Here is a 22,796-nt window from a genome sequence, read left to right as displayed (position 1 = left end):
ACCTCCACACCCTTGAAAACAAAATCATTCCTCCTCTCACTTTTCGGTTTATGTTTAGCCAGTGCACAAACCTTAAATTTTAAAAATCTTTCGGATATGTCTGTGAGAAGAGGAGCGGTAAGCAGTACCATTGCAGGAGACAATATCTATGTGAGCAATGGTTATAAAGATTCGGATGGTAATGCTGTTTTTATTGAAAAATACAGTATTAAGGATAACCGCTGGAGTGTTATCAATTCTACTTTGGTTCCTAAAAGATTTGCCAATTCGGAGACTTACGGTAATAAAGTTTATATTTTTAACGGGTGGGGGAACAGCCATCTTGAAATTATAGACCTTGAAACGCATCAAAAAACGAAAGGAGCTGTTAACCGTGCCTACACAGGAAATGCAGGTTCTGCCATCCATAATGGAAAAATATATACGTTCGGAGGAAGTGGGCTCAACAATGCCGCCACCACAGTGTTTTCTGACAGATTCCAATATTACGACATTGCTTCAGATACATGGCACACTTTACCGAATATGCCAACAGCCAGAGAAGCAAGAGGCAAAATTGTGAATGATAAGCTCTATGTTATTGGTGGTTTTAACGGTACATCATCCCGCCTGGTCAATGTTTTTGATCTCAACAAAAATGAGTGGACTGAGCAATATACGATGCCTGCTGCGATATCCGGTCATTCTTTAGCGGTATCCGGTACTAAGATTTTTATTGCATGCGGTTATAATAATCAAAATTTCCTTGCCTATTTTGATACAGAAACCAACAAGCTGCACAAGTTATCATCCAATATGATTCCCAGACGACACGCTGCTGCGGAAATACATAACAATAAATTATACATCATGGGCGGAAGTACAGCATCCTCAACCAAATCAGCGATTAAAAGCATTCAGGTTGCGGATATTAGCGAAGAGGTGCTTTCTGGTAAATAAACCCGATGCGCGCTCCACTAAGTATCCTCAAGCTGCGTCATACCACAAAATCTCCACTATGAACAAAATCCAATATTTAACGGCACTCCTTTTAACAATTTTCCTTACCAAGTGCAAAAATTCTGAAGTTGTACAATACAAAGTCGGTCAGGAGTGGAATTACCATACCCGAAACGAAGAGGAAAACTCTACTCTTAAAATTTTAAAAATAGAAGAATACCCGGAACAGGGAAAGGTGATTCATATTTCAATTGGAGGACTAAATGTTGATAGCTCTAAAGGAGAGAAAGATCTTTCAAATGAAATAACTCATATTCCAATTACTGAGGAAGCTCTACATAAAAGTATTACTGAATTAAAAAACGCAAAAGTAAGACTTCCCAACAAAATTGAAGGTTATGATTTCTGGAAAAAAGAATTTGATAAGGGGGAGGCAGGAGTCTTTTCGATACCGGTATCTGAAATTGTGGCTTCATTTGAAGCAGCAATTATTACAGGAGAAGGGTATACAGAATAAATGATTCTCCCCGCTGGTGCGAGCGTCTCGCTCGTACCGTACCTATTGACACATTTCTAAGAGAAAACACTCACAAACCACACATAAAGATTCAATAAAGAGTCTTCAACACTCAAAAACCAGTCTTTGATACTGGAAAACGAGTGTTTAACACTGAAAAACGAATCTGTTAAGCTCATTTTTGAGTCATTTATACTCGTTTTTGAGTCTTTAAGAATGAAAATCGAATGTCTATACTGGCTGACAAGCGTAGAAGAGTTGTTCGTGAGGTTTTAAAGAAAAAGTCCCGACGTCGCAGATTTACAATCCGTGACTTTTCCCATGCTGTTTTTCCAATCAAAACAAATTCCTGGTTTACACGTTAGGATATTTTTCTATTAAAGTTTCTAATAGCTATGATAAATAATAAATAAATCTTTCATTCTTGGTTAAGAATGTTTAGTTTTAATAATAAATATAAACACTAAGAAATGAAATCAAAAAAAATAATCTTCGCAATCTTTGCATTTCTCATTTTTGCATTCGCAGGTTTACTACTTTTCAAAAAAACTAATATCTTTAAAAACAATGAAGAATCTTCTAATAATCAGATCAATGATGTTGCTGTGATTTCTCAAAATTCAAACGAATTCGTATTTGTTGGAGATGATTCTTATCTAATAAAAGGAAAGCTGACAGATGAAAAATTCCGGGATATTTACGAAAAATTACCAGACACTTTATACCAGCTTGAATTCAATGACCGAATTTTTGCGATGGATAAAACTGATGATGTCAATGATATGACTTTTTCGCTGATTCAAGAGAATTCACCGACAAATTTAGATAAGTTTCAAGGAACTGGGGAACAGGAAAATCTTATCAAATACTTAAAACTGGCTGTGAACGGAAAAGCAACTTATCCTAAGATTTCATCTTTAGCAAATCGATTTGAAAGTCTTATTGATCCTGAAGAGTTCCATACAAAATATGCCGATTATTTTATCGAAACATCAGATAATTATGGAATAAGCGCACTTCCAAGTGGTATCAAATTAAAATTGATTGAGTTTTTCAATTCTGATGAAGGGAAAAATTATCGCTACAGAACAAAAGGAAATCAGACAAGCAGAGATTTGATGTGGTCTGGTGAACTTACGGGCCTCAATAAAAAAGAAATGGCCATTCTCCTTAATCATACCGGGAATAACCTGGAAGATCGGTACATGTTGCTTGTCTACGCACTTCCAGACCAGCCAAGAGCTCAGCAATATTATCTTGTTTATAATGAAGTCTTTTATGACAAAGTTTTAATGGATCATTTGAAATACAGTGCGGATGGCGAAGATTATTCTGAAGAAATTTATATGAATACAGATACCAAAGTGACCACACCATACAACGGAATTTTGTTGAAACAGGTAAATGCTCCAGATTACGCATTAGTTTATGATAAAAATTTTGATAAAATGATAAAATATATCCAGCAACCGAAATCCCAACCAAAAGCGGAAAATGAAGTTGAATAAGTTGTGGAAACCCCTACGCTGCTTATTTTTAATCATTAATCTTTCATCGCTACCGTAAGAATCCCTCCGTCTGGCCTGTATATAAAAATAACCCAATTACTTAAAAAATATCCCATGCTGTGCTTCTCTTTCGTACCCACAATCTTTTACAACGCTCACATCAAAGTGGTTTTTCCATTTTAAAACTAATTACTAAGTTTACTGCTACTTCCATCTCAAAAATTATTCTCATGCAAGACAAAAAAAGCGAAAAAATTTTAGACTTAGGTCCTTTCTACCACGGCACAAAAGCCGATTTAAAGATTGGAGATTTGCTCAGTGCAGGTTTTAATTCAAATTATAAAATTGTAAATTAAACTTCTCATCGTCTGAGAAAATATCAGTATATAATTGCTACAGATTTCGCGGATTTGCAATTCGTGATTTTATCCACAAAAGGATTAATCGATTTTATAACCTTATAATATTCTATATTGATTAGTGTGTTAAAAATTTCTTAAAATTAATTTGAATTGGCATCTGTTTTTTTGTGTAATTTTAGATAAAATTTACATCATGAAAAAAACTCTACTGTCTTTAACACTTTGTGTTTCACTGGCTAATGCCCAAACTACCATTACCAAAGCATTTCACGACCCGGCGACCGGTGATGTAAACAATTATGTAAGCCTGAATGGCACGCCTGATCACTCTGCCACAGGTAATAATGTTGTATTTAGTAATGGATCACTTACGCAGGGAGCTGCAAGCCCGGGAGTATATTCCACACCAACTTCTGCAGAAATTTCATCCTATCCGGGATCTACTTTGAAGTATGTGAATAGCGGAACTACGGTTTTCTATAAGCAGACTGCAACAAAATTAGAAATTACTGCACTGATTACACCTGAGGCAACAATCAATCTGAATACAGACAACGGAACTTTTTTAAATTACCCTACGGCATATAACAATGAATATTCAGATACCGCTGCAGGTGTTTTCAATTATTCTGGGATAAGTGGTAGTGTTGCAGGCACAATCAATATTAAGGCTGATGCTGCAGGTACATTAATCGTTGGTCCAAAAACTTATAACAATGTGGTGAGAGTAAAATCTATTCAGAATTTTAATATGAGTCTTGGATTTTTACCGTTAGGTTCTGTAGTTAATACAGCTTATGCATACTATGATAGTACGCACAAAGCACCTCTGTTCACAACTACCAATGCAGCCATTACAATTGGAAATGGCGCTCCGCAAAACAGCAATGTTGCTCAGGCGTTAAATGAAGTGTATCTCGCCATAAAAGATGCTCAGCTGAAAAATAAACTGGAGTTTTATCCTAACCCTGCGATAGATGTAGTACATTTCAAAAATGCCGACAATGCAAATATTGTGATTTACAATGCAGAAGGGAAGATTTTAAAACAAATCAATAAGAACAAAGAAGCTGTTCAGGTATCTGATCTTCCGTCGGGAGTTTATTTTATCACTACCGAAAAAGACGGAGTTTTATCTGAAACCAAAAAGCTCATCAAGAAATAATATGTTTTTTGCCTGCTTTTTGATATAAATTTTTCACACCAAAATCACCAGTTATGATCCGAAAAATTACCTCGCTTTTGGCCATCAGCATGATATCATTCGTGCAGGCTCAGATTGAAAACCCAATCGTAAATCCCATTCCTCCGGCTGCAGAAGTTCCTGAGAAAATGAATATCGTTAAAACCAACGTAACGGCGTATGCGTTCAGAAATTTTAACTTAACCTATGAAAGATCACTGAATCAATGGTTTTCATTGGCAATAGGATTTGGAACCATGCCTGAAGGAAAAGTACCTTTCATCAATTCTTTTTTGAATGATGAAGACGAAAAACAGTTTCAGAACTTAGAAATCAGAGCAACGAATTTTACCTTAGAGCCAAGATTTTACATCGGTCATGGCTATGGGAAAGGATTTTATTTTGCCCCATATTACCGTTACTCCAGTGTAGAATCTAATGATTTTGATTTTTACTACAATTTTCAGCCTGTAAATGGTGTCGTCTACCCAATTCCTCTGATGGGAAAAGGGGAAGCAGGCGGTCACAGCGGAGGTCTGATGGTTGGAGCTCAGTTTTTTCTTAACAAAGCTCAGAGTTTAGTTCTCGATTTTTGGATTGCCGGAGCACATTACGGAACAGGAAAAGGAGATTTTGCCTTAACCAGCGATATTTTTCTTACTCCGGAAATGCAGGCTCAGCTTAAAAAAGAAATTGAAGATCTTGATATCCCTTTTGTTGATTACACGGTAGAAACCAATACCGAAGGTGCAAGAATAAAAGTAGATGGTCCGTGGGCCGGTTTTAGAAGCGGATTGTCGATAGGTTACAGATTCTAAATTATAGTGAATTTTCGAGATGTTTTTCCACCCTTTAGGGACGGGGCAAAGAAAAACATTCATTTAAATCTAAAACTGCGTCATCAGATCATTGGTCTGTTTTGCATGTAAATACAGTTCCTGAAAGAAGTTGTCATAGCATTCTTTCAGGAATTTTTTATTTTCTGAGAACGCCTCAAAAACGGGAATGTCTTTTTCTAAATATTTCGCTTTATTCAAAACATTCTTCATACTGAAACCAATGTTTTTGTCACTTCGGTAGTTGTAAAGCCAATCTTCAGATTCCATTCGTGACAGCATTATTTTAAAATTTTCAGGAAATAGATAAAGGTGTTGATTTAAAACTTTATAAACATTCTGCGAGTGCGATTTCCAGCCTTTTAATGAATTAACTGTTAGATCATTAGCTAAAAAATAATCCATCGAAACATCCACAAAAGCACCGGAATATAATCTTACAAGCGGACTGAAAACTTTCTTTGCCTCATGAATCGCAGGATGAGAATCTGTAAACGTATCAATGGCGCGGTGCATCGTAATTCCGTTTTGGATGTCTTTCGGGAAAGAAAAACGATCTTTATTCCGGATATAATCTTCCAGAAACTGCCCGACAATCTGCCCGTCGGAAAATGAAAGAAAAGAGTGGGCGAGGAAGTTCATACTTTTTGTTTTGTTTGTTTATTAGAGCTAAAATCTTAACTGCGATTAAAATTTTAAAACAGCCTCTCATGAAAATCCTCGACCTTGCTCACTTCCTCAATTTTAATCCCGAATTTTTTCTTTGGAAGTTTATTTAAATTTGATATGAAAATCTTTTCATAACCCAGTTTTTCAGCTTCTGTAATTCTCTGCTCAGCTTGAGCGATAGGGCGAATTTCTCCACTTAAACCAATTTCTCCCGCAAAACAGTAATGTTCCGAGATGGCAATATCTTCATTTGATGACAAAATTGAGGCAACAACCGCCAAATCCAGTGCGGGATCATCGGTTTTTATCCCTCCCGTTATATTTAAGAAAACGTCTTTTGCCCCCAACTGAAAACCTGCTCTTTTTTCTAAAACTGCCAGAAGCATATTTAGTCTTTTAGAGTCAAAACCAGTGCAGCTTCTTTGTGGTGTTCCGTAAACGGCTGTGCTTACCAAAGCCTGTATTTCCAGAAGCATTGGTCGGTTTCCTTCCAGAGTTACTGCAACAGAGTTTCCTGAAAGTTCTTCAGATTTTTTGGTAATTAAAATTTCTGATGGATTTTTAATTTCCTTTAAACCTTGTGAAACCATTTCATAAATCCCGATTTCAGCAGTCGATCCGAAACGGTTTTTATTGGCTCTCAACAATCTGAAAAGGTGATTTCTGTCGCCGTCAAAGTTTAAAACAACGTCCACCATGTGTTCCAGAACTTTTGGTCCGGCGATTTGTCCATCTTTTGTGATGTGACCGACTAAAAAGACAGGAACATTGTTTTCTTTGGCATATTTTATAATCTCATTCGAACATTCACGGATTTGCGAAACTGTGCCGGGCGAACTTTCAATCAGCTGAGACTGCAAGGTTTGAATGGAATCAATAATCACAAAATCGGGCTCCAGTTTTTTGGCTTCATGAAGTATTTTTTCCAATGAAGTTTCGGTGTACAGAAAACAGTTTGGATTTTTGATTTCAGCCAAACGGTCGGCTCTCATTTTGATTTGAGACGCACTTTCTTCACCGGAAACGTAGAAAATTTTCTTTTTCATCTTCAAGGCAAGCTGTAAAAGAAGAGTAGATTTTCCAATTCCGGGCTCGCCACCAATCAACGTGACAGATCCTAAAACAATTCCACCGCCCAAAACTCTGTTGAGCTCGTCGGAAGGCGTTTTTATTCTCGGTTCTTCCACAGCTTCAACTTCAATAATGTTGATGACGTGCTGTTTTGATTTTGAAAAAGGAGGTGTTTTTGATGAGGTTTTTTCTACAATTTCTTCTACCAAAGTGTTCCATTCCAGACAGTTTTTACATTGCCCGGTCCATTGTGGGTATTGTGATCCGCAGTTCTGACAGAAATATGCTGTTTTGAGTTTTGCCATACTGCGAAGTTGAAGAATTTTTTTTAAATTTTCTTAATTTTCGGCTATGAAAAATGTTTTACTTAGAAGTGCTCAGATTTTTGTCTCAATGTCAATTCTAAATTTTTTACTGTGCATTGTTACATTATCAGTTTTAAATTTGCCTGGAGGAACTTTCGGAATGTTTCCCTTTCTGATATTAGCGGAATGCTGCATTACGACCGTTATTGCATTTATTACAGTTTTATTTTTTAAAAGAAACTATGATTCAGTAGGAAAAATAGCGGTTCTTTTTGAGATTATCTATTTAACAAGTCTAATTATTTCCGGTTTCTATCCTTTTGGAAGAGATGACGATTCTCTGGTCAGTCTCTTAATGTATCTTAATTCTGGGATTGTACTTTTTCTGATCTATTTTGGTAACCAAATAATTTCCTCGAAAGGAAAATCTTAACATAGATCAATATCTAATTGTTTAAAAATTCATATCTTTGTTTCGTTTTAAAACAATCAATAATTGTTTTAATTTTAAAATGTTTATAATAGTTTTTCATATTATATAATTTGGTTTGGGTAAAGGTTTTCGATAGCAGTATTGGAAACCTTTTTTATTTCAAATACGATTTTAAAGCTGAACAAAATTGCTTTGCTTTTCTTTTTGTCCTAACTTTGCACAAACCTAATCTAATGAGTAAAAAGAATACAAAGTACATCTTTGTGACAGGAGGTGTAACTTCATCTTTGGGAAAGGGAATCGTTTCAGCTTCTCTTGGTCTACTGCTAAAATCACGTGGCTTCAATGTAACAATTCAAAAACTTGATCCTTATATCAATATCGATCCGGGTACTTTGAATCCTTATGAGCACGGTGAATGCTATGTTACCGAAGATGGTGCAGAGACGGATTTGGATTTAGGTCACTACGAGCGTTATCTTGACTCGCCAACTTCTCAAAACAACAACGTTACGACAGGAAAAATCTACCAGACTGTAATCGAAAAAGAAAGAAAAGGAGACTTCCTTGGAAAAACAGTTCAGGTAATTCCTCATATCACCAACGAAATCAAGCGAAGAATTAAAATTCTATCCAAACAGAATTACGATATCATCATCACTGAAATTGGTGGAACTGTAGGGGATATCGAATCTTTACCTTACATCGAAACTGTTCGTCAGCTGAAATGGGAACTGGGTGAGAAAAATTCTATGGTGATTCACTTGACTTTACTGCCTTATCTGGCTTCAAGCGGAGAATTAAAAACAAAACCTTCTCAGCATTCCGTTCGTCAGTTGATGGAAAGCGGAATTATGGCTGATGTTTTGGTTTGCCGTACCGAACATAAAATTCCAAAAGACCAGAGAGCAAAACTGGCTCAGTTCTGTAATGTTCCTTTGGATAATGTGATTGAGTGTAAAGATCTGGAAACGATTTACGAAGTTCCAATGTACCTTCAGAAACAAAACTTTGATGATGTAGTTCTTAAAGAATTAGATTTAAAGAGCGACAAAGAAGCCGATCTTAAAGACTGGAAAACTTTCCTTAAAAAATTCCAGAATCCTAAGAAAACCGTTGAGATTGCTTTGGTTGGAAAATATATTTCACTTCAGGATTCTTATATTTCTATTGCTGAAGCTTTCAAACACGCAGGTGCTGATCTTGAAACCGAAGTGAAAATCAGATGGGTTTACAGTGGAGATTTAACCAAAGAAAATATCAAAGAATCATTAGACGGAGTTTCCGGGATTTTGGTTGCCCCGGGATTTGGTGACAGAGGTATTGAAGGTAAAATTCTTACAGCGCAGTACGCAAGGGAAAATAAAGTTCCGATGTTGGGAATTTGTTTAGGAATGCAGATCATGACTGTTGAATTTGCAAGAAACGTTTTAGGTTATTCCAAAGCCAACTCAATGGAGTTTGATACTTCCACAGAGCATCCTGTAATTTCTTTAATGGAAGAGCAGAAAAATGTAGTGGATAAAGGTGGAACAATGCGTCTTGGAGCCTGGAAATGTGCCGTTAAAAATGGTTCTAAATTATCTGAAATCTACGGAAGCAAACATATTTCTGAAAGACACCGTCACAGATACGAATTCAACAGTGATTATATCGCGGAATTTGAAGACAACGGTTTCAATGCAACCGGTACAAACCCTGAAACCGGATTGGTCGAAGCTTTGGAAATGCCGGATCACCCGTTCTATGTTGGGGTACAGTATCACCCGGAATACAAGAGTACAGTAGCAAGTCCGCATCCTTTATTCAGAGCTTTTATTAAGGCTTGTTCGGCAAAATAAAGTATTTCTGAAATTACAAACGTCATAGATAAACTCAGACTGATCTTTCTCAGCCTGAGTTTATTATATAGTAAGATATTATAGTATAGAGTTCTGATAAAAAAACAGTATTTTTGTCGACTTAAAAAAGTAATAAAATCATTACTTCATAAAATTTAAAAATTTTAATAAAAATAAAATGCAACAGAACAAAGGACTCGATAAAAGTCAGATGATTAGTTTTGCGGTTTTATGTTTGGTTCTTTTCGGATTCATGTTTTATTTCCAGAGAAATAGTGCTGAAGAAGAAAAACTGAAAGCTGAACAACAGAAAACAGAACAGGCAAAAAGCGCTGTAAAGCAGAGTCAGACAGCTCAAATCAACACTAATGTAACTCCGGGAGCAATTCAAAATGTAAATCTTGCAAATGATGAGCTTAAAATTGAATTCTCAAGTTTAGGAGGGCAGGTTTCTAAAGTTGAGCTTGCTAAATTCAAGGCTTATAACCAAAAGACTGATGTTGCAGATCTTCCGCTTTATTTAATCACGAAAAACAACTCCAACTATGGTTTTCAGTTTAAAGATAAAGCAGGGAAAACTATCAATACTAAAGATTTAGTTTTTACCCCTTCAGTTGCTGGAAATGCAGCAACGTTGACGGCTAATCTAAACGGTGCTGTTATTCAGTTTGTTTACACGCTGATGCCGAAATACACTGTTGATTTTAAGGTTAGAACTAAAGGTTTAGCTAATGTATCTTCCGACAACAAAGCAGATTTTATCTGGGATTATAATGTGAGAAATCTTGAAAAAGGTAGAGCACAGGAGCAGTCTCATTCCGAATTTTCGTACGCATTTAATAATTATAAAGATTATGATTACGACGGAAGAACTGATATGTCTGAAGATGAAGAAACCCTGAACTGGATTGGTGTAAAACAGCAGTTTTTCTCTTCTGTAATTGAAGCTAAAACAGGTTTCACCAATAGTAAAGGTAATCAGGAAACTATCGAAGAAGGAGAATACCTGAAAAAATTAAATTTTGAAGGTTTCGTAGGAATGAGCGGTGGTGAATTGAATCAGGACTTCACCTGGTACTTCATGCCACTGGATTTGCCATTATTAAAATCTTATGACAAAAATTTTGACGAAATTTTACCATTAGGTTGGTCTTTCATAGGAGCAATGAACCGTTATTTTTTCATGCCTATGTACAATTTCATCGCAGAATGGGGATTGTCCGCAGGTTGGGTAATTTTCCTGATGACGATTATTGTAAAATTAATTCTTTCACCAATCATGTACAAACAGCACAAGCTGAGTGCAATGATGAGAGTAATCCGTCCGGAAATCGATGAAGCAACTGCCAAATTAAAAGATGCTGACCCGATGAAGAAGCAGCAGGCAACTATGGAAATCTACAGAAAAGCAGGCGTGAATCAAATGGCAGGATGTCTTCCGGCGCTGGTGCAAATCCCGATTTTCTACGCATTATTCCGTTTCTTCCCGAACTTTATTGATTTGAGAGGTAAAGGTTTTTGGTTTGCAAAAGATCTGACAGCTTACGATGATTTAATTAAATTACCATTTAATGTACCGTTTTTAGGAGAGCATTTAAGTGTATTTGCAATTGCGTGTACAGTTGTGATTTTAATTTATACCGTAATGACTTCTGGAAATATGCAGCAGCCACAGCAGGAAGGAATGCCAAATATGAAGGTGTTAATGTATATTTTCCCTATCACATTCCTGTTCTTCTTAAACACGTCTGCTTCTGGTTTGTCATGGTATTATTTCGTGTCTAATGCGATTAACATTTTAATTATTTTAGTGATTAAATATTTGATTTTAGATGAAAAGAAAATTCATGCACAGATTCAGGCCAACAAAGAAAAGCCTAAAACTGAAAGCAAATTCCAGAAGAGAATGCGTGAAATGATGGAGAAAGCTCAGGAGCAGCAAAAAGCTCAGGGCCAGCAGAAATCAAACAGAAAATAAAGGTTTTAGAACCATTGAAAAATACAAAGAGAAGCATAGTAAGTGCTTCTCTTTTTTATTTAGATCGATTTCAAATAATAATTTTTGGCTTAATAATATGTTAATCTTAAATTAACTTTTAGTTTAATCATATTTCAACCTGAAAGACCGTCTGTGATGCAAAGTAGGGCCATATTTTACAAGTGCCTGCTGATGGTATTTTGTGGCATATCCAAAGTTGGTATTCCAGCCATATTCCGGAAATTCATGGTGCAATTCCATCATTAATTTGTCTCTGTAATTTTTTGCTAAAACAGAAGCTGCCGCAATTGCTAATATTTTTGAATCACCTTTTATAATACACTGGTGCGGAATAAAATTGTAAGGATGAAATCTGTTTCCGTCCACAAGAATAAATTCAGGTCGGATGCTGAGATTGTCTAAAGCTCCGTGCATTGCATGAATACTGGCATTTAGAATATTGTGCTCATCAATATAAGATGGGGGTAGCTCATGAATAGCGTAGCATTTCACATGATCTTTTATGTAGGAGTCAAGGTCAATTCTTGTTTTAAAATTAAGTTTTTTAGAATCATCGATTAAATGCTGCTCAAAAGTTTCGTCAATAATCACAGCCGCAGCCACTACGGGACCACAAAGACAGCCTCGCCCCACTTCATCACAACCGGCCTCGATATACTCAGAATATTTTTTAATTAATTGATTCATTTATTTTTATCAAATATTTTGCAAATATAAGAGCAAAATTCTCATTACTGAAATCATAAAAATGATTAACAATTACGATTACATTTGTAAAAAATTAGTAATTATTATAATATATGCAAGTCGTGTTAAATATTTTTAACAAAACATTTGTTTAATTTAAGAAAGTTTCACATATTTGCATTTAGTAAAAAATAATCAATTTAAATATGAAGAAATTAACAGCAAGTGTTCTACTGGTAGTTTTGTCATCATCCGTGTCTTTAGTTAACGCTCAGCAAGGGACCAATGATACAATTCCAAAAGAAACACAGATTGGTGAGGTAGTTATTACTGGAGCCCTAGGTATTACAAAGAAAGCTGACGCGCAAACAGCTGCTGTACAGGTTGTTAGTAGTGATCAGATTACTGCTGCATCTAACCCGAATGCAGTGTTGGCTCTTCAGGGTAAGGTTTCTGGTGTGACTATTACAAATACTAACAGTAGTGTAACTGGTACTCCAAAGATTCAAATTAGAGGAATGAGATCTCTTACAGGTAACAATAATGCTTTGGTTGTTATTGATAATGTAATTTCTTCCGCTGCTGCACTAAATCAGTTGGCACCAGAACTAATTGAATCAATGAATATCCTTAAAGGATCTCAAGCAGCTGCATTGTATGGATCTGATGGTGTGAATGGTGTTGTACTAGTTAATACGAAGAAGGGGAGTAAAGGACGAATGAGAGTGACTTACAATGGTTCTCTGGACTTTGAGACGGTGTTAAATACTCCAGAAAGACAGAGACTATACGGACAAGGTTGGTATGGAGGTAAAGTGAATGTTGAAAACGGTTCGTGGGGTGCACCATTTAATGGTCCTTTGGGTGGACAAACTGTACCCTATGGTATTCCTTTGGCTGATGTTAATGGAGATGGTTTAATTGAAGTTAATATTGATGATAATACGCCAACACCAGATGAATCTTCATCAATTATGTCAACCTATGCTCCTTATGGAAGAAATAACGTCAAAGATTTCTTTCAGACAGGTACAGTAATGCAAAATGGTGTAACTGCTAATATAGGTGATGAAAATAGCTATTTATTGATGTCAGTGGATCACTTGCAACGAGAATTCGTTGTGGCTGATGACAAGCTGAAAAGATTATCTGCCTTTATGAAAGCGGGAACTAAATTTAAAAAATGGAGTTTTGATGCAATCGTGAACTATACACGTCAAACAACAAATACCACTGATAGTGGTCTTTATGAAGATTTGTTGATGTCATCTGTTGATGTTCCCATCACTAAATTTAGAGACTATCCCGATAATGGATATGCATGGAATATCTACTACCAAAATCCATATTGGGCTATAAAACATCAAAGATTTAACACGACAACTGACAGATTGAATTTAGTCGGTAGTGTGGGATATAAGGTAAATAAAAATATTGATTTACTATACAGATCAAATTTACAGTATGTTGGTGCATTTAGCAATCAGTGGAATGATGGCTGGTCTAGTGCGATTAATACCGCACCTGCTGCTATCACATCTTCATATTTTCAGTCAAATTCAAGTCAAAATAGATATTATGGTGATTTATTAGTTAATTTTAATTATGATCTTACCGATGATATCAATATGAAACTTAATGTAGGGCATAACTTCCAAAATTTTGCTTATAATACCACAAGTGCAGGTGGTAGTGGAATAATTATTCCAGGTTTATACCAGGTTTGGAATTTATCAAATCCTTCAAATCCTTATGGTCTTGATAATCAAAGAGGTTCTTACAACTCCCATGCTGTTTTCGGAAATTTAGATTTAGGATACAAAGATTACTTATACTTAACTGCAACAGCGAGAAATGAGTGGAATTCAGTTCTTTCAAAAGATGAAAGAAGTTACTTCTTCCCTTCTGTAGGTGTGAGTTTTATTCCTACAAAGGCGTTTGAGTTTGGAGGAAACGCTTTAAGCTATATGAAAGTATACGGAAACATAAGTGGAACCGCAAACTCTTCATCAGTAGGAGCATATAGTATTAGAAATTACTTTGGTCTTGGAAGTGGTTTTCCTTTTACAGCTAACGGTGGTTTAAGTTTCGTAAACCCTACTGGACAGACATCTGCTAATATTAGAGCTGAAAAAGTTTCTAAAAAAGAAATTGGTTTATCATTAGGATTTTGGAATAATAGAGTTTTATTAAATGGTGCTGTTTATCAAGACGATACTACAGATATGATCACTGATACAAATACTTCAATCTCTTCAGGTATTTCAACATTAAGAACAAATATTGGTAAGCTGAGAAATAGAGGTCTTGATGCAGATATTACTGTAACACCATTAAAAAGCCAAGATTTCAAATGGGATGTGGGTGCCAACTTAACAACTTACAGCATGGAAGTTCTTGAAGTCACTCCTGACACAGATAGAGTGGCTATTGGAGGTACTACATTAGTGGGAGTATACGCAGTAAAAGGCATGAAGGGTCTGCAGCTTATGGGCTCTGACTTTGTTCGTGATGACCAAGGTAGAATTATTGTAGATCGTTCCACAGGTAGACCAACGGTTACTTCAGATTTGAAGAATTTAGGTACTACAAATCCAAGATATCTTTGGGGCTTCAATACAAACTTAACTTATAAAGGTTTTAAACTTACAGCAACTGCTGACTGGAGAATAGGAGGAAAGATGACCACCGAAATTCTGCAAAATATGGCGTTTAGTGGAAATTTACCTCAAAGTGGAAGCTTTAACAGAGAAGAAGGATTTATTATGCCAAATTCATCGTATTTGGTAAATGGGCAGTATGTTGCCAACAATGACGTATTTTATACAATTGCTGGTGTCACAGGTAATCCTAAATATGACGGTGTCGAGTATTACTATCAAAATCAGTTTAATACAGTAGGATCAAATCATGTATTTTCAGGGTCTTATTTTAAACTTCGAGAAGTATCTTTATCCTACACATTCTCCGCAGATATGCTTAGAAACAGTGGATTAAGTGGTATTACATTAGGAGTACATGCAAGAAATCCATTTGTACAATATGCAAAATCTAACAGAAATTTTGCAGATCCTGAGACTTCAACAGGTACAGGTAATGCTCAAGGATACGCAGGAGTATCTCAATACCCATCTATTAAATCTTACGGATTTAGTGTAAATGTTAATTTTTAATTAATTAAAAAATGAAAAAAATATTTTTATATTCATCACTGGCACTTGTTGCTTTTGTATCTTCTTGTAGAGAGATTGATGATAATATATCTCCAAATAATGTTGATCCTTCAGAAATTTCTCCAAGACAAACTTTAACTGCCGCTCAGAATTTAGTAATGACCGCGCAGGCTGGAACAATGAATTCACTTTCAAATGTATGGACCAATACTTGGGCAGGTAATTATTATTACTTTGGAAATCCATTGACTAGAGAGTATTCTCTTGATATTAGTAATACTTTTGGTACAGGTATTTGGTCTAGTAGCTATAATGCTGCTAATAATTTGCAAGGTATCATAGATAAGGGATCTGCTTTGCCATTACATTCGGCAATTGCTAGAATTCTAAAAGCTTATCAGTTGCAGTATGTAGTTGATTTTTATGGTGATGCACCTTATTCTGAAGCGTTTAAAGGGCAGAATAACCTAACACCGAGATATGACGATGACGTTACAATCTATAGAGCTTTAGTAGAGGAAATTAACAAAGCAATTTTAGATATAGATAATACAGTTGTTAATGGTAATACAGTAGTTACTCCACAGGAAGATGTAATTTTTGGAGGTAATATGGCTAACTGGAAGAAGTTTGCTAAAAACGTAAAGTTAAAATTACTTTTAAGACAATCAAAAGTTACCACCCCATCGGTTAGAAGTTATGTTGATGCACAACTTCAGACATTAGCTACTTCTTCTACAGCAGATTTTTACGTTGGAGATGTTGTAATTAACCCCGGTTATAGCAATAAAAATTCAGCTACACCAAATCCATTGTTTAGTAACTACGGAGCTGTTAACTTTCAGGGATCTTCTTTGAATACAAATGGCTGGAGATTATACAAAGCTTCTCAGTATTATGCTAACTCTGTTAATGGGACATTGTATGGATCTACTACAGGTGATTATCGTGGAAGTCAAATATTTAGAAGAGCAACAACTTCAACTTCTGCTGCTCCACAACCACCAAGCAGCGTTGTTGGTATTCGTCAGGGTGGTGTTAAACCAGCGGGTAGCACTGAGTGGCAATATTCATATATTGGATGGAAGTTTATCGGAAGTACATTTGACGAAACTGCTCCTACGCAAATTCCACCACAAGTAAATCCTGACATCAGCAATCAGGCGATTTATGCGATGGTTTTCCAAGGTGATACTTCTGCGGGATCTTATATTGCAGAAGTTGGCGGTGCTATGGATGGTTATTTAGCTTTGGCATCAGAGAATCAGTTATTGCTTGCCGAAGCTGCAACTCTGTATCCTGGAATCTTTACGTTTAGTGCACAAGGTGCTTATAATACAGCTGTTCAAAATTCATTTGCTTTCTACAAATTATTACCAGCAAGAGCAACAAATTATCTAAATGCATTAAACAATACCTCAGTAGGTTGGAATGGTGCATCAAATAAAATTCTTGCTATTCAGTACCAGAGATTTGTATCTTTAGCAAATTTGAGACAGGTTGAAACATATATCAACTTCTTAAAAACAGGTTATCCGGCAATTCCAAATGCAGATAATGCAATTTTTCCTAACAAGCCGTACAGATTGATTTATCCTGTTTCTGAATATACTGGTAATTCATCAAATGTACCAAATGTAAGTCAGGCTCAGGTATTCGTTAAAAATCAGTTTACTCCATTCTGGAATCAGAACTAATTTTTAGCAAAGCTTAAATTATACTATAAACCGCCTTCGGGCGGTTTTTTTATTTCCGTATATTTGTATTTCAAACGATAAATAATGAATATTAAAAATATTATAGAAGAGAAACTGGAAGAGATTATTCTTAACGTCTATCAGTTGAAAGATATAAAACTTGAAATTCAGGAGAATAAAACTGAGTTTGAAGGCGATTTTACCATTGTTACTTTTCCTTTGGTGAAACAGTTGAAGAAAAACCCTGAAAGCATTGGGGTAGAATTGGGACAGGCATTGACTGAGCAAACCGAATTACTGGAAAGTTTCAATGTGGTGAAAGGATTTTTAAATGTGAAAGTTAAAAATCAGTTTTTTGTTGATCAGTTTACAACAGTTTCTGAACAGTTTTCAACTATCGAAAAGAAAAATGAAACCGTAATGGTGGAATATTCTTCGCCGAATACCAACAAACCGCTTCACTTAGGGCATGTCAGAAATAATTTATTAGGTTTTTCTGTGGCTCAGATTCTTGAGGAGGCTGGCTATGATGTGATTAAAAGTCAGATTATCAACGACAGAGGAATTCATATCTGTAAATCGATGTTGGCTTGGGAGAAATTTGGAAAAGGAGAAACTCCGGAAACTAATCATGTGAAAGGTGATAAGTTTGTAGGAAATTACTACGTAAAATTTGATCAGGAATATAAAAAAGAGATTGCTGAATTGGTTGAACAAGGCATTTCCGAAGATCAGGCTAAAAAAGATGCTCCTTTAATAAAAGAAGCTCAACAGATGCTTCTCGATTGGGAAAATGGAGACGAAAAAGTGAGAAATCTCTGGAATGAAATGAATTCATGGGTCTATAAAGGTTTTGGTGAAACTTATAAAAGACTTGGGGTTGATTTCGATCAGGTTCAATATGAAAGTAATACCTATATTTTAGGAAAAGACCTTATTCAGGAAGGTTTGGACAAAGGTATTCTCTATCAGAAAGAAGACGGTTCGGTTTGGTGTGATCTGACAAATGAAGGTTTAGACCAAAAACTTTTACTTCGTTCAGACGGAACTTCCGTGTACATGACTCAGGATTTGGGAACAGCTGTGGAACGTTTTAAAGAAAACAATCTTCAGAAGTTGATTTACACGGTAGGAAACGAACAAGATTACCATTTCCAGGTTTTGTTTAAGGTTTTAAAGAAATTGGGATACGAATGGGCAGATCAGTTATTCCATTTATCTTACGGAATGGTAGAGCTTCCGAACGGAAAAATGAAATCACGTGAAGGAACTGTAGTTGATGCAGATGAATTAATGCAGGACATGTTTGATATTGCCAAACTGAAATCTGAAGAGCTCGGAAAACTTGAAAACTTTACAGAGGAAGAAAAGAACAGCAACTACGAAAATATTGGAATGGGAGCATTAAAATATTTCATGCTGAAAGTTGACCCTAAAAAGAAAATGCTTTTCAATCCTGAAGAAAGTATTGATTTTAACGGAAATACAGGACCATTTATTCTTTATACTTACGCCCGTATTCATTCGCTGTTGATTAAGGCGAACTACATGAACAAACCAGTTACTGAAGTGGAATTGAATCAACATGAAAAAGAATTAATTATGCAGTTGGCAAACTACAAATCTGTAGTTGAAAGAGCAGCTGAATTATTAAGTCCGGCTTTGGTTGCGAACTATCTTTACGACTTGGTAAAAACGTACAACTCATTTTATCAGAGCAATGTTATTTTAAAGCTTGAAGATGAAAATTTAAAACAATTCCGTTTGAATTTATCCAATCTCACGGCACTGACTATAAAAAAATCTTTGTCACTTCTTGGTATAGGAACGGTAAACAGAATGTAAAACAAAAGCCTCTCAGATTTTTCTAAGAGGCTTTTTTATGTTTACACTGCCGGAGTTTCATTTTTGACCTGACTGTCTTTATACAATTTTGCGCTGCTCCATTTGGCGTGTTTTGATGGCGCTATTCTGTAGCCTTTTTTGTAAGTATACACCTTTGTAAATTCGGCTCCGAAGAAAATCATTAGACAGGAATAATTGATCCAAAGCATTACTAAGATGATGGTTCCTGCGGTACCAAATGCTGATGTTGGTTTAAATTCGCTGAAGTATAAACTCAGTAGAAACTTCCCTAAAGTAAACAAAACGGAAGTCAGCATTGCCCCTTTCCAAACTGATTTCCAACTGATTTCTACGTCAGGTAAAACTTTATACATCAATGCAAACAACAGTGTCGTAACTCCAAAACCTACTGCAAAGTTGATAATTTCAATAATATAGTACGTTTCCAAACCAATTGTTCTGGCAATAAAATCATTTAAGATACTGATTACTAAGGTCAGAACCATAGTGATCACAAGCAAAAACCCTAAAATAAGAATCATTCCCAAGGAGTTGGCTCTATCCAGTAAAAATTTTACCAGAGCCTTTTTAGGAGCAGCTTCTACATCCCAAAGATTATTTAATGATCGCTGTAACTGGAAAAATAATGTTGTTGCACCAAAAACCAACGATCCGATACCTACAATTTTCATAAAAATATTTTCTTTATCAATGAGTGCACCGGCAATCATCTCTTCCACGCTTTTTGCGGCATCTGCACCCATCATTCCACTGATCTGAGTGCTTATCTGTCCGCGAATTGCTTCTTCACCAAAGAAATATCCTGCAAGCCAAATGATAATAATCAACAATCCAGGAATGGAAAAAATAGCATAATAAGCCAGACTCGCCGAATCATTGGAGGCAGATGAACTGTTGTATTCAGTAAATGTTTCTTTGACGGTTTCCCAGAAAAATTTTAATTCTTTTAGCATAATTGAAATATTTAAAAGTGTGATTTGGTTTAAATCTCTATTTTCGAAAGGAAAAATTGATTGTTATAATTACCGCAAAGACTATTCCTTAAAGGAAATTCTCACAAATTTCGTTTGATAATTTATAGGAGTGAGAAATTATAGAAGGCAAAATCCAAAATATCGTTTTACAGAATCTCTGAATTAATTTCTTCCGGCAAATCAGGATTAAATATCCTGCAATTCCACTATCTCGATTAATGTTTAAGAATAAATCGAATAGACATAGAAAATAGTCTTAGCTAGAGCCTCCGGAATTTTTAAACAAAAAAAACGGACTGAAGCCCGTTTCTATAATATTTTATTTTGCAATGTATTGAAATATGATACAATCAAAAGCCAAAAGCCAATTGCCATCGGCCAAAAGCTTCCTAAAATGGATATCCAATCGCAATATTTAAAATTAAATTATCTCTTCTCCAGCTGGAATCTCCAAAATTGATTCTGTCCAGTACCCATCTGTCACTTTTTTCGTAGTAAGGCACTCTCAAAGGCATTGCTAAATCTAGTCTTAAAATTAAAATTGAAAAGTCTAGTCTTAAACCAACACCGGCTCCAACAGCAACTTCACTTAAAAATTCTTTGGAAAATTTTCCGCCAGGTCTTGTGTTTTCTCCAGCTGTATTAAACTCATCATTGATTAACCAGATATTTCCTGCGTCAACAAATGCTGCAACGTTTAAAAATTTGTATAGATTGGCTCTGTATTCTGCATTTAATTCCAGCTTCACATCACCTGCCTGATCAAAAACAAAACCATTTTCCTGTGTTCTTGGATCATAGCTGCCGGGTCCCAAAGTTCTCGCTCTGAAAGCCCTGATACTGTTACTTCCACCCACGAAAAACTGTCTTGAGAAAGGAATGTATTTTGAATTTCCGTAAGGAAGCGCAACTCCGGCAATTAGTCTCGTAGCTAATGAAGTTTTCTCGGTAAATTTATGATAGAAACGGACATCGTTTTCAATCTTCGCATATTGGCTGAAAGGAACTCCGAAAATATTTTTCTGTTTTCCTTCCTTCTCGTTTGCACCGGTGATTAATCCGGTAATGTTTCCCGCCAAATCGAGCATCCCTTTATAATAGAATGTATTTTTCTGAGGAAGCATTGTGGTGGAGTAGGTATAAGAATAAGTCGGTCCGAAAATTAGCTGTTGGTCTGTGATTCTCTGCAGATATGGATTGTTTTTAGCTCTTTCAACAAATTTTGGGGTAACATTCGCAGGGTCGATCAATGAAACATCAATTACATTAAGCTCGTGCTCTTTTCTTACATTTTCTTTCCACTGATAACCGAATGTCGCATTGAAAGTATTCAATGTGTATAAAGTCGTTCTGTTCTGAAACTCATATCCCAGTTTAATATTGGTTCTTGGCACGAAAGCGCTTGAAGAATTAAAACGGAACGGCGCCACAATTCTTGGAATGGAAAGCTGAGCATTCGCTCCCGCTCTGAAAATATTTTCTGCATCTGCAGGGCCTCCAATCTGGACGTCAAAAGCACCATAAACAGAGGCTTTAAACTGTTCTGCTCCTCGGAAAAAGTTTCTTTGAGTCCAGTTTAAATTTAATTCACTTCCCGCGTAATTGGCAGAGTTGGTTCTACCTAAAGCTTCCAGACGCAAAGACTGAAGTTCTCGTGGCGTTAAAATATAGTAGGCATCGAATTTATGATTTAAAGAATCCGAAACCACAAATTCATTTTTAACAAATTTAAAAACGCCTAAACTGATGAGTCTGTTCAGTGACAAATTGTGGTCTTTTCTGTTGTAAATATCGCCTTTGTCAAAATACAACGCACGGTCAAACATTCTCGGTTTGAATTTCTTCCTGGGATCCACGACGTAAATATCGTTGTATTCATAGCCTTTCAGTGAATCTTCAGTCATCGGAATATTGTACAGTCCGTTTTTGGCATCACGAAGATTATAATTTGGGAAAACCACGACTTTATCAATCGTAAACTGCTCTGTCGCCAGTTTTGGAGTGTTGTCCTTTAATTTGACAATCATTTCCACTTTATGATTTTTGCTGACGGTGCTGTCTGCCTGAACGATGATGTTATCGGGGTTGAAGTAATAGAAACCTTTATCTTTTAAACCGTCATCAATTCTCTGTCTTTCCGCTTTAATCACGTCGAGGTCAAAAGGATTTCCGGCTTTCAGTAATGATTTCTCCTTTAAAATCTGAATTTCCTGATTGATTAAACTGGAATCTGCAGGAAATTTTACATTGCTGATTAAGTATCTTCCGCCAGGGTTCAATGTATAAATAACCTGCGCTTTTTTATTTTTTGAAATGGTATCGTATTTCGCTTTAGCATTGAAATAACCTTTGTTTTCAGAATAATTGACGATGATATCTTTATTGAATTCTCTGTCAACATCGCCGAGCAAAACAGGTTCTTCCCCAAATTTATATTTCAGCCAGTATCTCAAACCTTTTTCTTTCTTCGGTTCTTTGGTCGCATTGTAAGCGTACAGTTTTGGTCTTAAACCCAAGAATGAAGAGTTCGGTTTTGGCGTAAGATTTTCTTCCAAAGCTGATTGCAGTGCGGATTTTTCTTTCTTGGTTAAAGAATCACTTTCTACTTTTACTTCTGCTCCGGTGTACAGAAGCTGGCCGTCTTTTAGAAATTTGGTGTTGCTGCAGGAAATAATCGTCGCAGTCATCCCTGAAACCAAAAAATATTTACAGTATATATTGAGTTTGTTTTTCATG

17 protein-coding genes are annotated in these 22,796 nt (G+C 35.9%); 12 read left to right on the top strand and 5 right to left on the bottom strand.

Annotated elements, in window-relative coordinates; translation table 11 throughout:
- The first annotated feature begins 96 nt into the window (after positions 1-96).
- The 6 genes from NG809_RS06645 (at position 97) to NG809_RS06620 (ending at position 5,327) form a co-directional block, all read left to right on the top strand.
- Positions 97-939, top strand: a complete 843-nt coding sequence (locus NG809_RS06645) for a Kelch repeat-containing protein (RefSeq protein WP_262149176.1) — start codon at positions 97-99, stop codon at positions 937-939.
- A 58-nt stretch (positions 940-997) separates the two neighbouring features.
- On the top strand, positions 998-1,456 hold the full coding sequence (locus NG809_RS06640) for a hypothetical protein (protein WP_262149174.1): 459 nt from the start codon (positions 998-1,000) through the stop codon (positions 1,454-1,456).
- Between the two features lie 470 nt (positions 1,457-1,926).
- Positions 1,927-2,964 (top strand): hypothetical protein, encoded by a 1,038-nt coding sequence (locus NG809_RS06635; RefSeq protein WP_262149172.1) that lies wholly within the window; start codon positions 1,927-1,929, stop codon positions 2,962-2,964.
- A 230-nt stretch (positions 2,965-3,194) separates the two neighbouring features.
- Positions 3,195-3,320: an NAD(+)--rifampin ADP-ribosyltransferase gene (locus NG809_RS06630; protein WP_262149171.1), complete on the top strand. Its 126-nt coding sequence runs from the start codon at positions 3,195-3,197 to the stop codon at positions 3,318-3,320.
- A gap of 199 nt (positions 3,321-3,519) precedes the next feature.
- The gene (locus tag NG809_RS06625) at positions 3,520-4,491 is read left to right on the top strand and encodes a T9SS type A sorting domain-containing protein (protein ID WP_262149170.1); all 972 of its coding nucleotides are present in this window, start codon (positions 3,520-3,522) and stop codon (positions 4,489-4,491) included.
- Positions 4,492-4,544: 53 nt separating this feature from the next.
- Entirely contained in the window at positions 4,545-5,327 is a 783-nt protein-coding gene (locus NG809_RS06620; RefSeq protein ID WP_262149169.1) for a DUF3575 domain-containing protein, read from the top strand.
- Between the two features lie 69 nt (positions 5,328-5,396).
- On the opposite strand, the gene NG809_RS06615 is transcribed toward NG809_RS06620, so the two are convergent.
- The gene (locus tag NG809_RS06615) at positions 5,397-5,987 is read right to left on the bottom strand and encodes an acyl carrier protein phosphodiesterase (protein ID WP_262149167.1); all 591 of its coding nucleotides are present in this window, start codon (positions 5,985-5,987) and stop codon (positions 5,397-5,399) included.
- A gap of 53 nt (positions 5,988-6,040) precedes the next feature.
- Positions 6,041-7,390, bottom strand: coding sequence for a DNA repair protein RadA (gene radA / locus NG809_RS06610; protein WP_191737756.1), 1,350 nt, complete (start codon positions 7,388-7,390; stop codon positions 6,041-6,043).
- An 88-nt stretch (positions 7,391-7,478) separates the two neighbouring features.
- On the opposite strand from radA, the gene NG809_RS06605 reads away from it, so the two are divergent.
- The 3 genes from NG809_RS06605 (at position 7,479) to yidC (ending at position 11,642) form a co-directional block, all read left to right on the top strand.
- Positions 7,479-7,823, top strand: a complete 345-nt coding sequence (locus NG809_RS06605; protein WP_262149165.1) for a hypothetical protein — start codon at positions 7,479-7,481, stop codon at positions 7,821-7,823.
- 233 nt (positions 7,824-8,056) lie between these two features.
- Complete coding sequence (locus tag NG809_RS06600) at positions 8,057-9,664, top strand: CTP synthase (RefSeq protein ID WP_262149163.1); 1,608 nt, start codon at positions 8,057-8,059, stop codon at positions 9,662-9,664.
- A gap of 178 nt (positions 9,665-9,842) precedes the next feature.
- Positions 9,843-11,642 (top strand): membrane protein insertase YidC, encoded by a 1,800-nt coding sequence (gene yidC / locus NG809_RS06595; RefSeq protein WP_262149161.1) that lies wholly within the window; start codon positions 9,843-9,845, stop codon positions 11,640-11,642.
- A gap of 123 nt (positions 11,643-11,765) precedes the next feature.
- Here yidC and NG809_RS06590 read toward each other — a convergent pair whose 3' ends face one another.
- Complete coding sequence (locus tag NG809_RS06590) at positions 11,766-12,350, bottom strand: ribonuclease HII (protein WP_262149159.1); 585 nt, start codon at positions 12,348-12,350, stop codon at positions 11,766-11,768.
- Positions 12,351-12,556: 206 nt separating this feature from the next.
- Here NG809_RS06590 and NG809_RS06585 point away from each other — a divergent pair, with 206 nt between their 5' ends.
- The 3 genes from NG809_RS06585 to argS all read left to right on the top strand — a co-directional run bounded on the left by NG809_RS06585 (position 12,557) and on the right by argS (position 19,065).
- Positions 12,557-15,523, top strand: coding sequence for a SusC/RagA family TonB-linked outer membrane protein (locus tag NG809_RS06585; protein WP_262149157.1), 2,967 nt, complete (start codon positions 12,557-12,559; stop codon positions 15,521-15,523).
- An 11-nt stretch (positions 15,524-15,534) separates the two neighbouring features.
- On the top strand, positions 15,535-17,220 hold the full coding sequence (locus NG809_RS06580; protein ID WP_262149155.1) for a SusD/RagB family nutrient-binding outer membrane lipoprotein: 1,686 nt from the start codon (positions 15,535-15,537) through the stop codon (positions 17,218-17,220).
- Between the two features lie 84 nt (positions 17,221-17,304).
- On the top strand, positions 17,305-19,065 hold the full coding sequence (gene argS, locus NG809_RS06575) for an arginine--tRNA ligase (protein WP_262149153.1): 1,761 nt from the start codon (positions 17,305-17,307) through the stop codon (positions 19,063-19,065).
- A gap of 41 nt (positions 19,066-19,106) precedes the next feature.
- Here the strand turns inward: argS and NG809_RS06570 are convergent, their stop codons facing one another.
- Both NG809_RS06570 and tamL read right to left on the bottom strand, forming a co-directional pair.
- Positions 19,107-20,039 carry a YihY/virulence factor BrkB family protein gene (locus NG809_RS06570; RefSeq protein ID WP_262149151.1) on the bottom strand — a complete coding sequence of 311 codons (933 nt, stop codon included), beginning with the start codon at positions 20,037-20,039 and terminating at the stop codon, positions 19,107-19,109.
- Positions 20,040-20,449: 410 nt separating this feature from the next.
- On the bottom strand, positions 20,450-22,795 hold the full coding sequence (gene tamL, locus NG809_RS06565) for a translocation and assembly module lipoprotein TamL (protein WP_262149150.1): 2,346 nt from the start codon (positions 22,793-22,795) through the stop codon (positions 20,450-20,452).
- Between the last annotated feature and the right edge of the window lies 1 nt (position 22,796).

The sequence above is a fragment of the Chryseobacterium foetidum genome (genome assembly GCF_025457425.1).
Classification (GTDB): domain Bacteria; phylum Bacteroidota; class Bacteroidia; order Flavobacteriales; family Weeksellaceae; genus Chryseobacterium; species Chryseobacterium foetidum.
Note: the sequence above shows the minus strand (reverse complement) of the source record. Positions and strands in the feature narration are given on the sequence as shown.

What these genes read in the sequence shown, in the direction of transcription:
- NG809_RS06645 (WP_262149176.1), top strand. Translation starts at nt 97, where the DNA reads ATGTCTGTGAGAAGAGGAGCGGTAAGCAGTACCATTGCAGGAGACAAT.
- NG809_RS06640 (WP_262149174.1), top strand. Translation starts at nt 998, where the DNA reads ATGAACAAAATCCAATATTTAACGGCACTCCTTTTAACAATTTTCCTT.
- NG809_RS06635 (WP_262149172.1), top strand. Translation starts at nt 1,927, where the DNA reads ATGAAATCAAAAAAAATAATCTTCGCAATCTTTGCATTTCTCATTTTT.
- NG809_RS06630 (WP_262149171.1), top strand. Translation starts at nt 3,195, where the DNA reads ATGCAAGACAAAAAAAGCGAAAAAATTTTAGACTTAGGTCCTTTCTAC.
- NG809_RS06625 (WP_262149170.1), top strand. Translation starts at nt 3,520, where the DNA reads ATGAAAAAAACTCTACTGTCTTTAACACTTTGTGTTTCACTGGCTAAT.
- NG809_RS06620 (WP_262149169.1), top strand. Translation starts at nt 4,545, where the DNA reads ATGATCCGAAAAATTACCTCGCTTTTGGCCATCAGCATGATATCATTC.
- NG809_RS06615 (WP_262149167.1), bottom strand. Translation starts at nt 5,987, where the DNA reads ATGAACTTCCTCGCCCACTCTTTTCTTTCATTTTCCGACGGGCAGATT.
- radA (WP_191737756.1), bottom strand. Translation starts at nt 7,390, where the DNA reads ATGGCAAAACTCAAAACAGCATATTTCTGTCAGAACTGCGGATCACAA.
- NG809_RS06605 (WP_262149165.1), top strand. Translation starts at nt 7,479, where the DNA reads ATGTCAATTCTAAATTTTTTACTGTGCATTGTTACATTATCAGTTTTA.
- NG809_RS06600 (WP_262149163.1), top strand. Translation starts at nt 8,057, where the DNA reads ATGAGTAAAAAGAATACAAAGTACATCTTTGTGACAGGAGGTGTAACT.
- yidC (WP_262149161.1), top strand. Translation starts at nt 9,843, where the DNA reads ATGCAACAGAACAAAGGACTCGATAAAAGTCAGATGATTAGTTTTGCG.
- NG809_RS06590 (WP_262149159.1), bottom strand. Translation starts at nt 12,350, where the DNA reads ATGAATCAATTAATTAAAAAATATTCTGAGTATATCGAGGCCGGTTGT.
- NG809_RS06585 (WP_262149157.1), top strand. Translation starts at nt 12,557, where the DNA reads ATGAAGAAATTAACAGCAAGTGTTCTACTGGTAGTTTTGTCATCATCC.
- NG809_RS06580 (WP_262149155.1), top strand. Translation starts at nt 15,535, where the DNA reads ATGAAAAAAATATTTTTATATTCATCACTGGCACTTGTTGCTTTTGTA.
- argS (WP_262149153.1), top strand. Translation starts at nt 17,305, where the DNA reads ATGAATATTAAAAATATTATAGAAGAGAAACTGGAAGAGATTATTCTT.
- NG809_RS06570 (WP_262149151.1), bottom strand. Translation starts at nt 20,039, where the DNA reads ATGCTAAAAGAATTAAAATTTTTCTGGGAAACCGTCAAAGAAACATTT.
- tamL (WP_262149150.1), bottom strand. Translation starts at nt 22,795, where the DNA reads ATGAAAAACAAACTCAATATATACTGTAAATATTTTTTGGTTTCAGGG.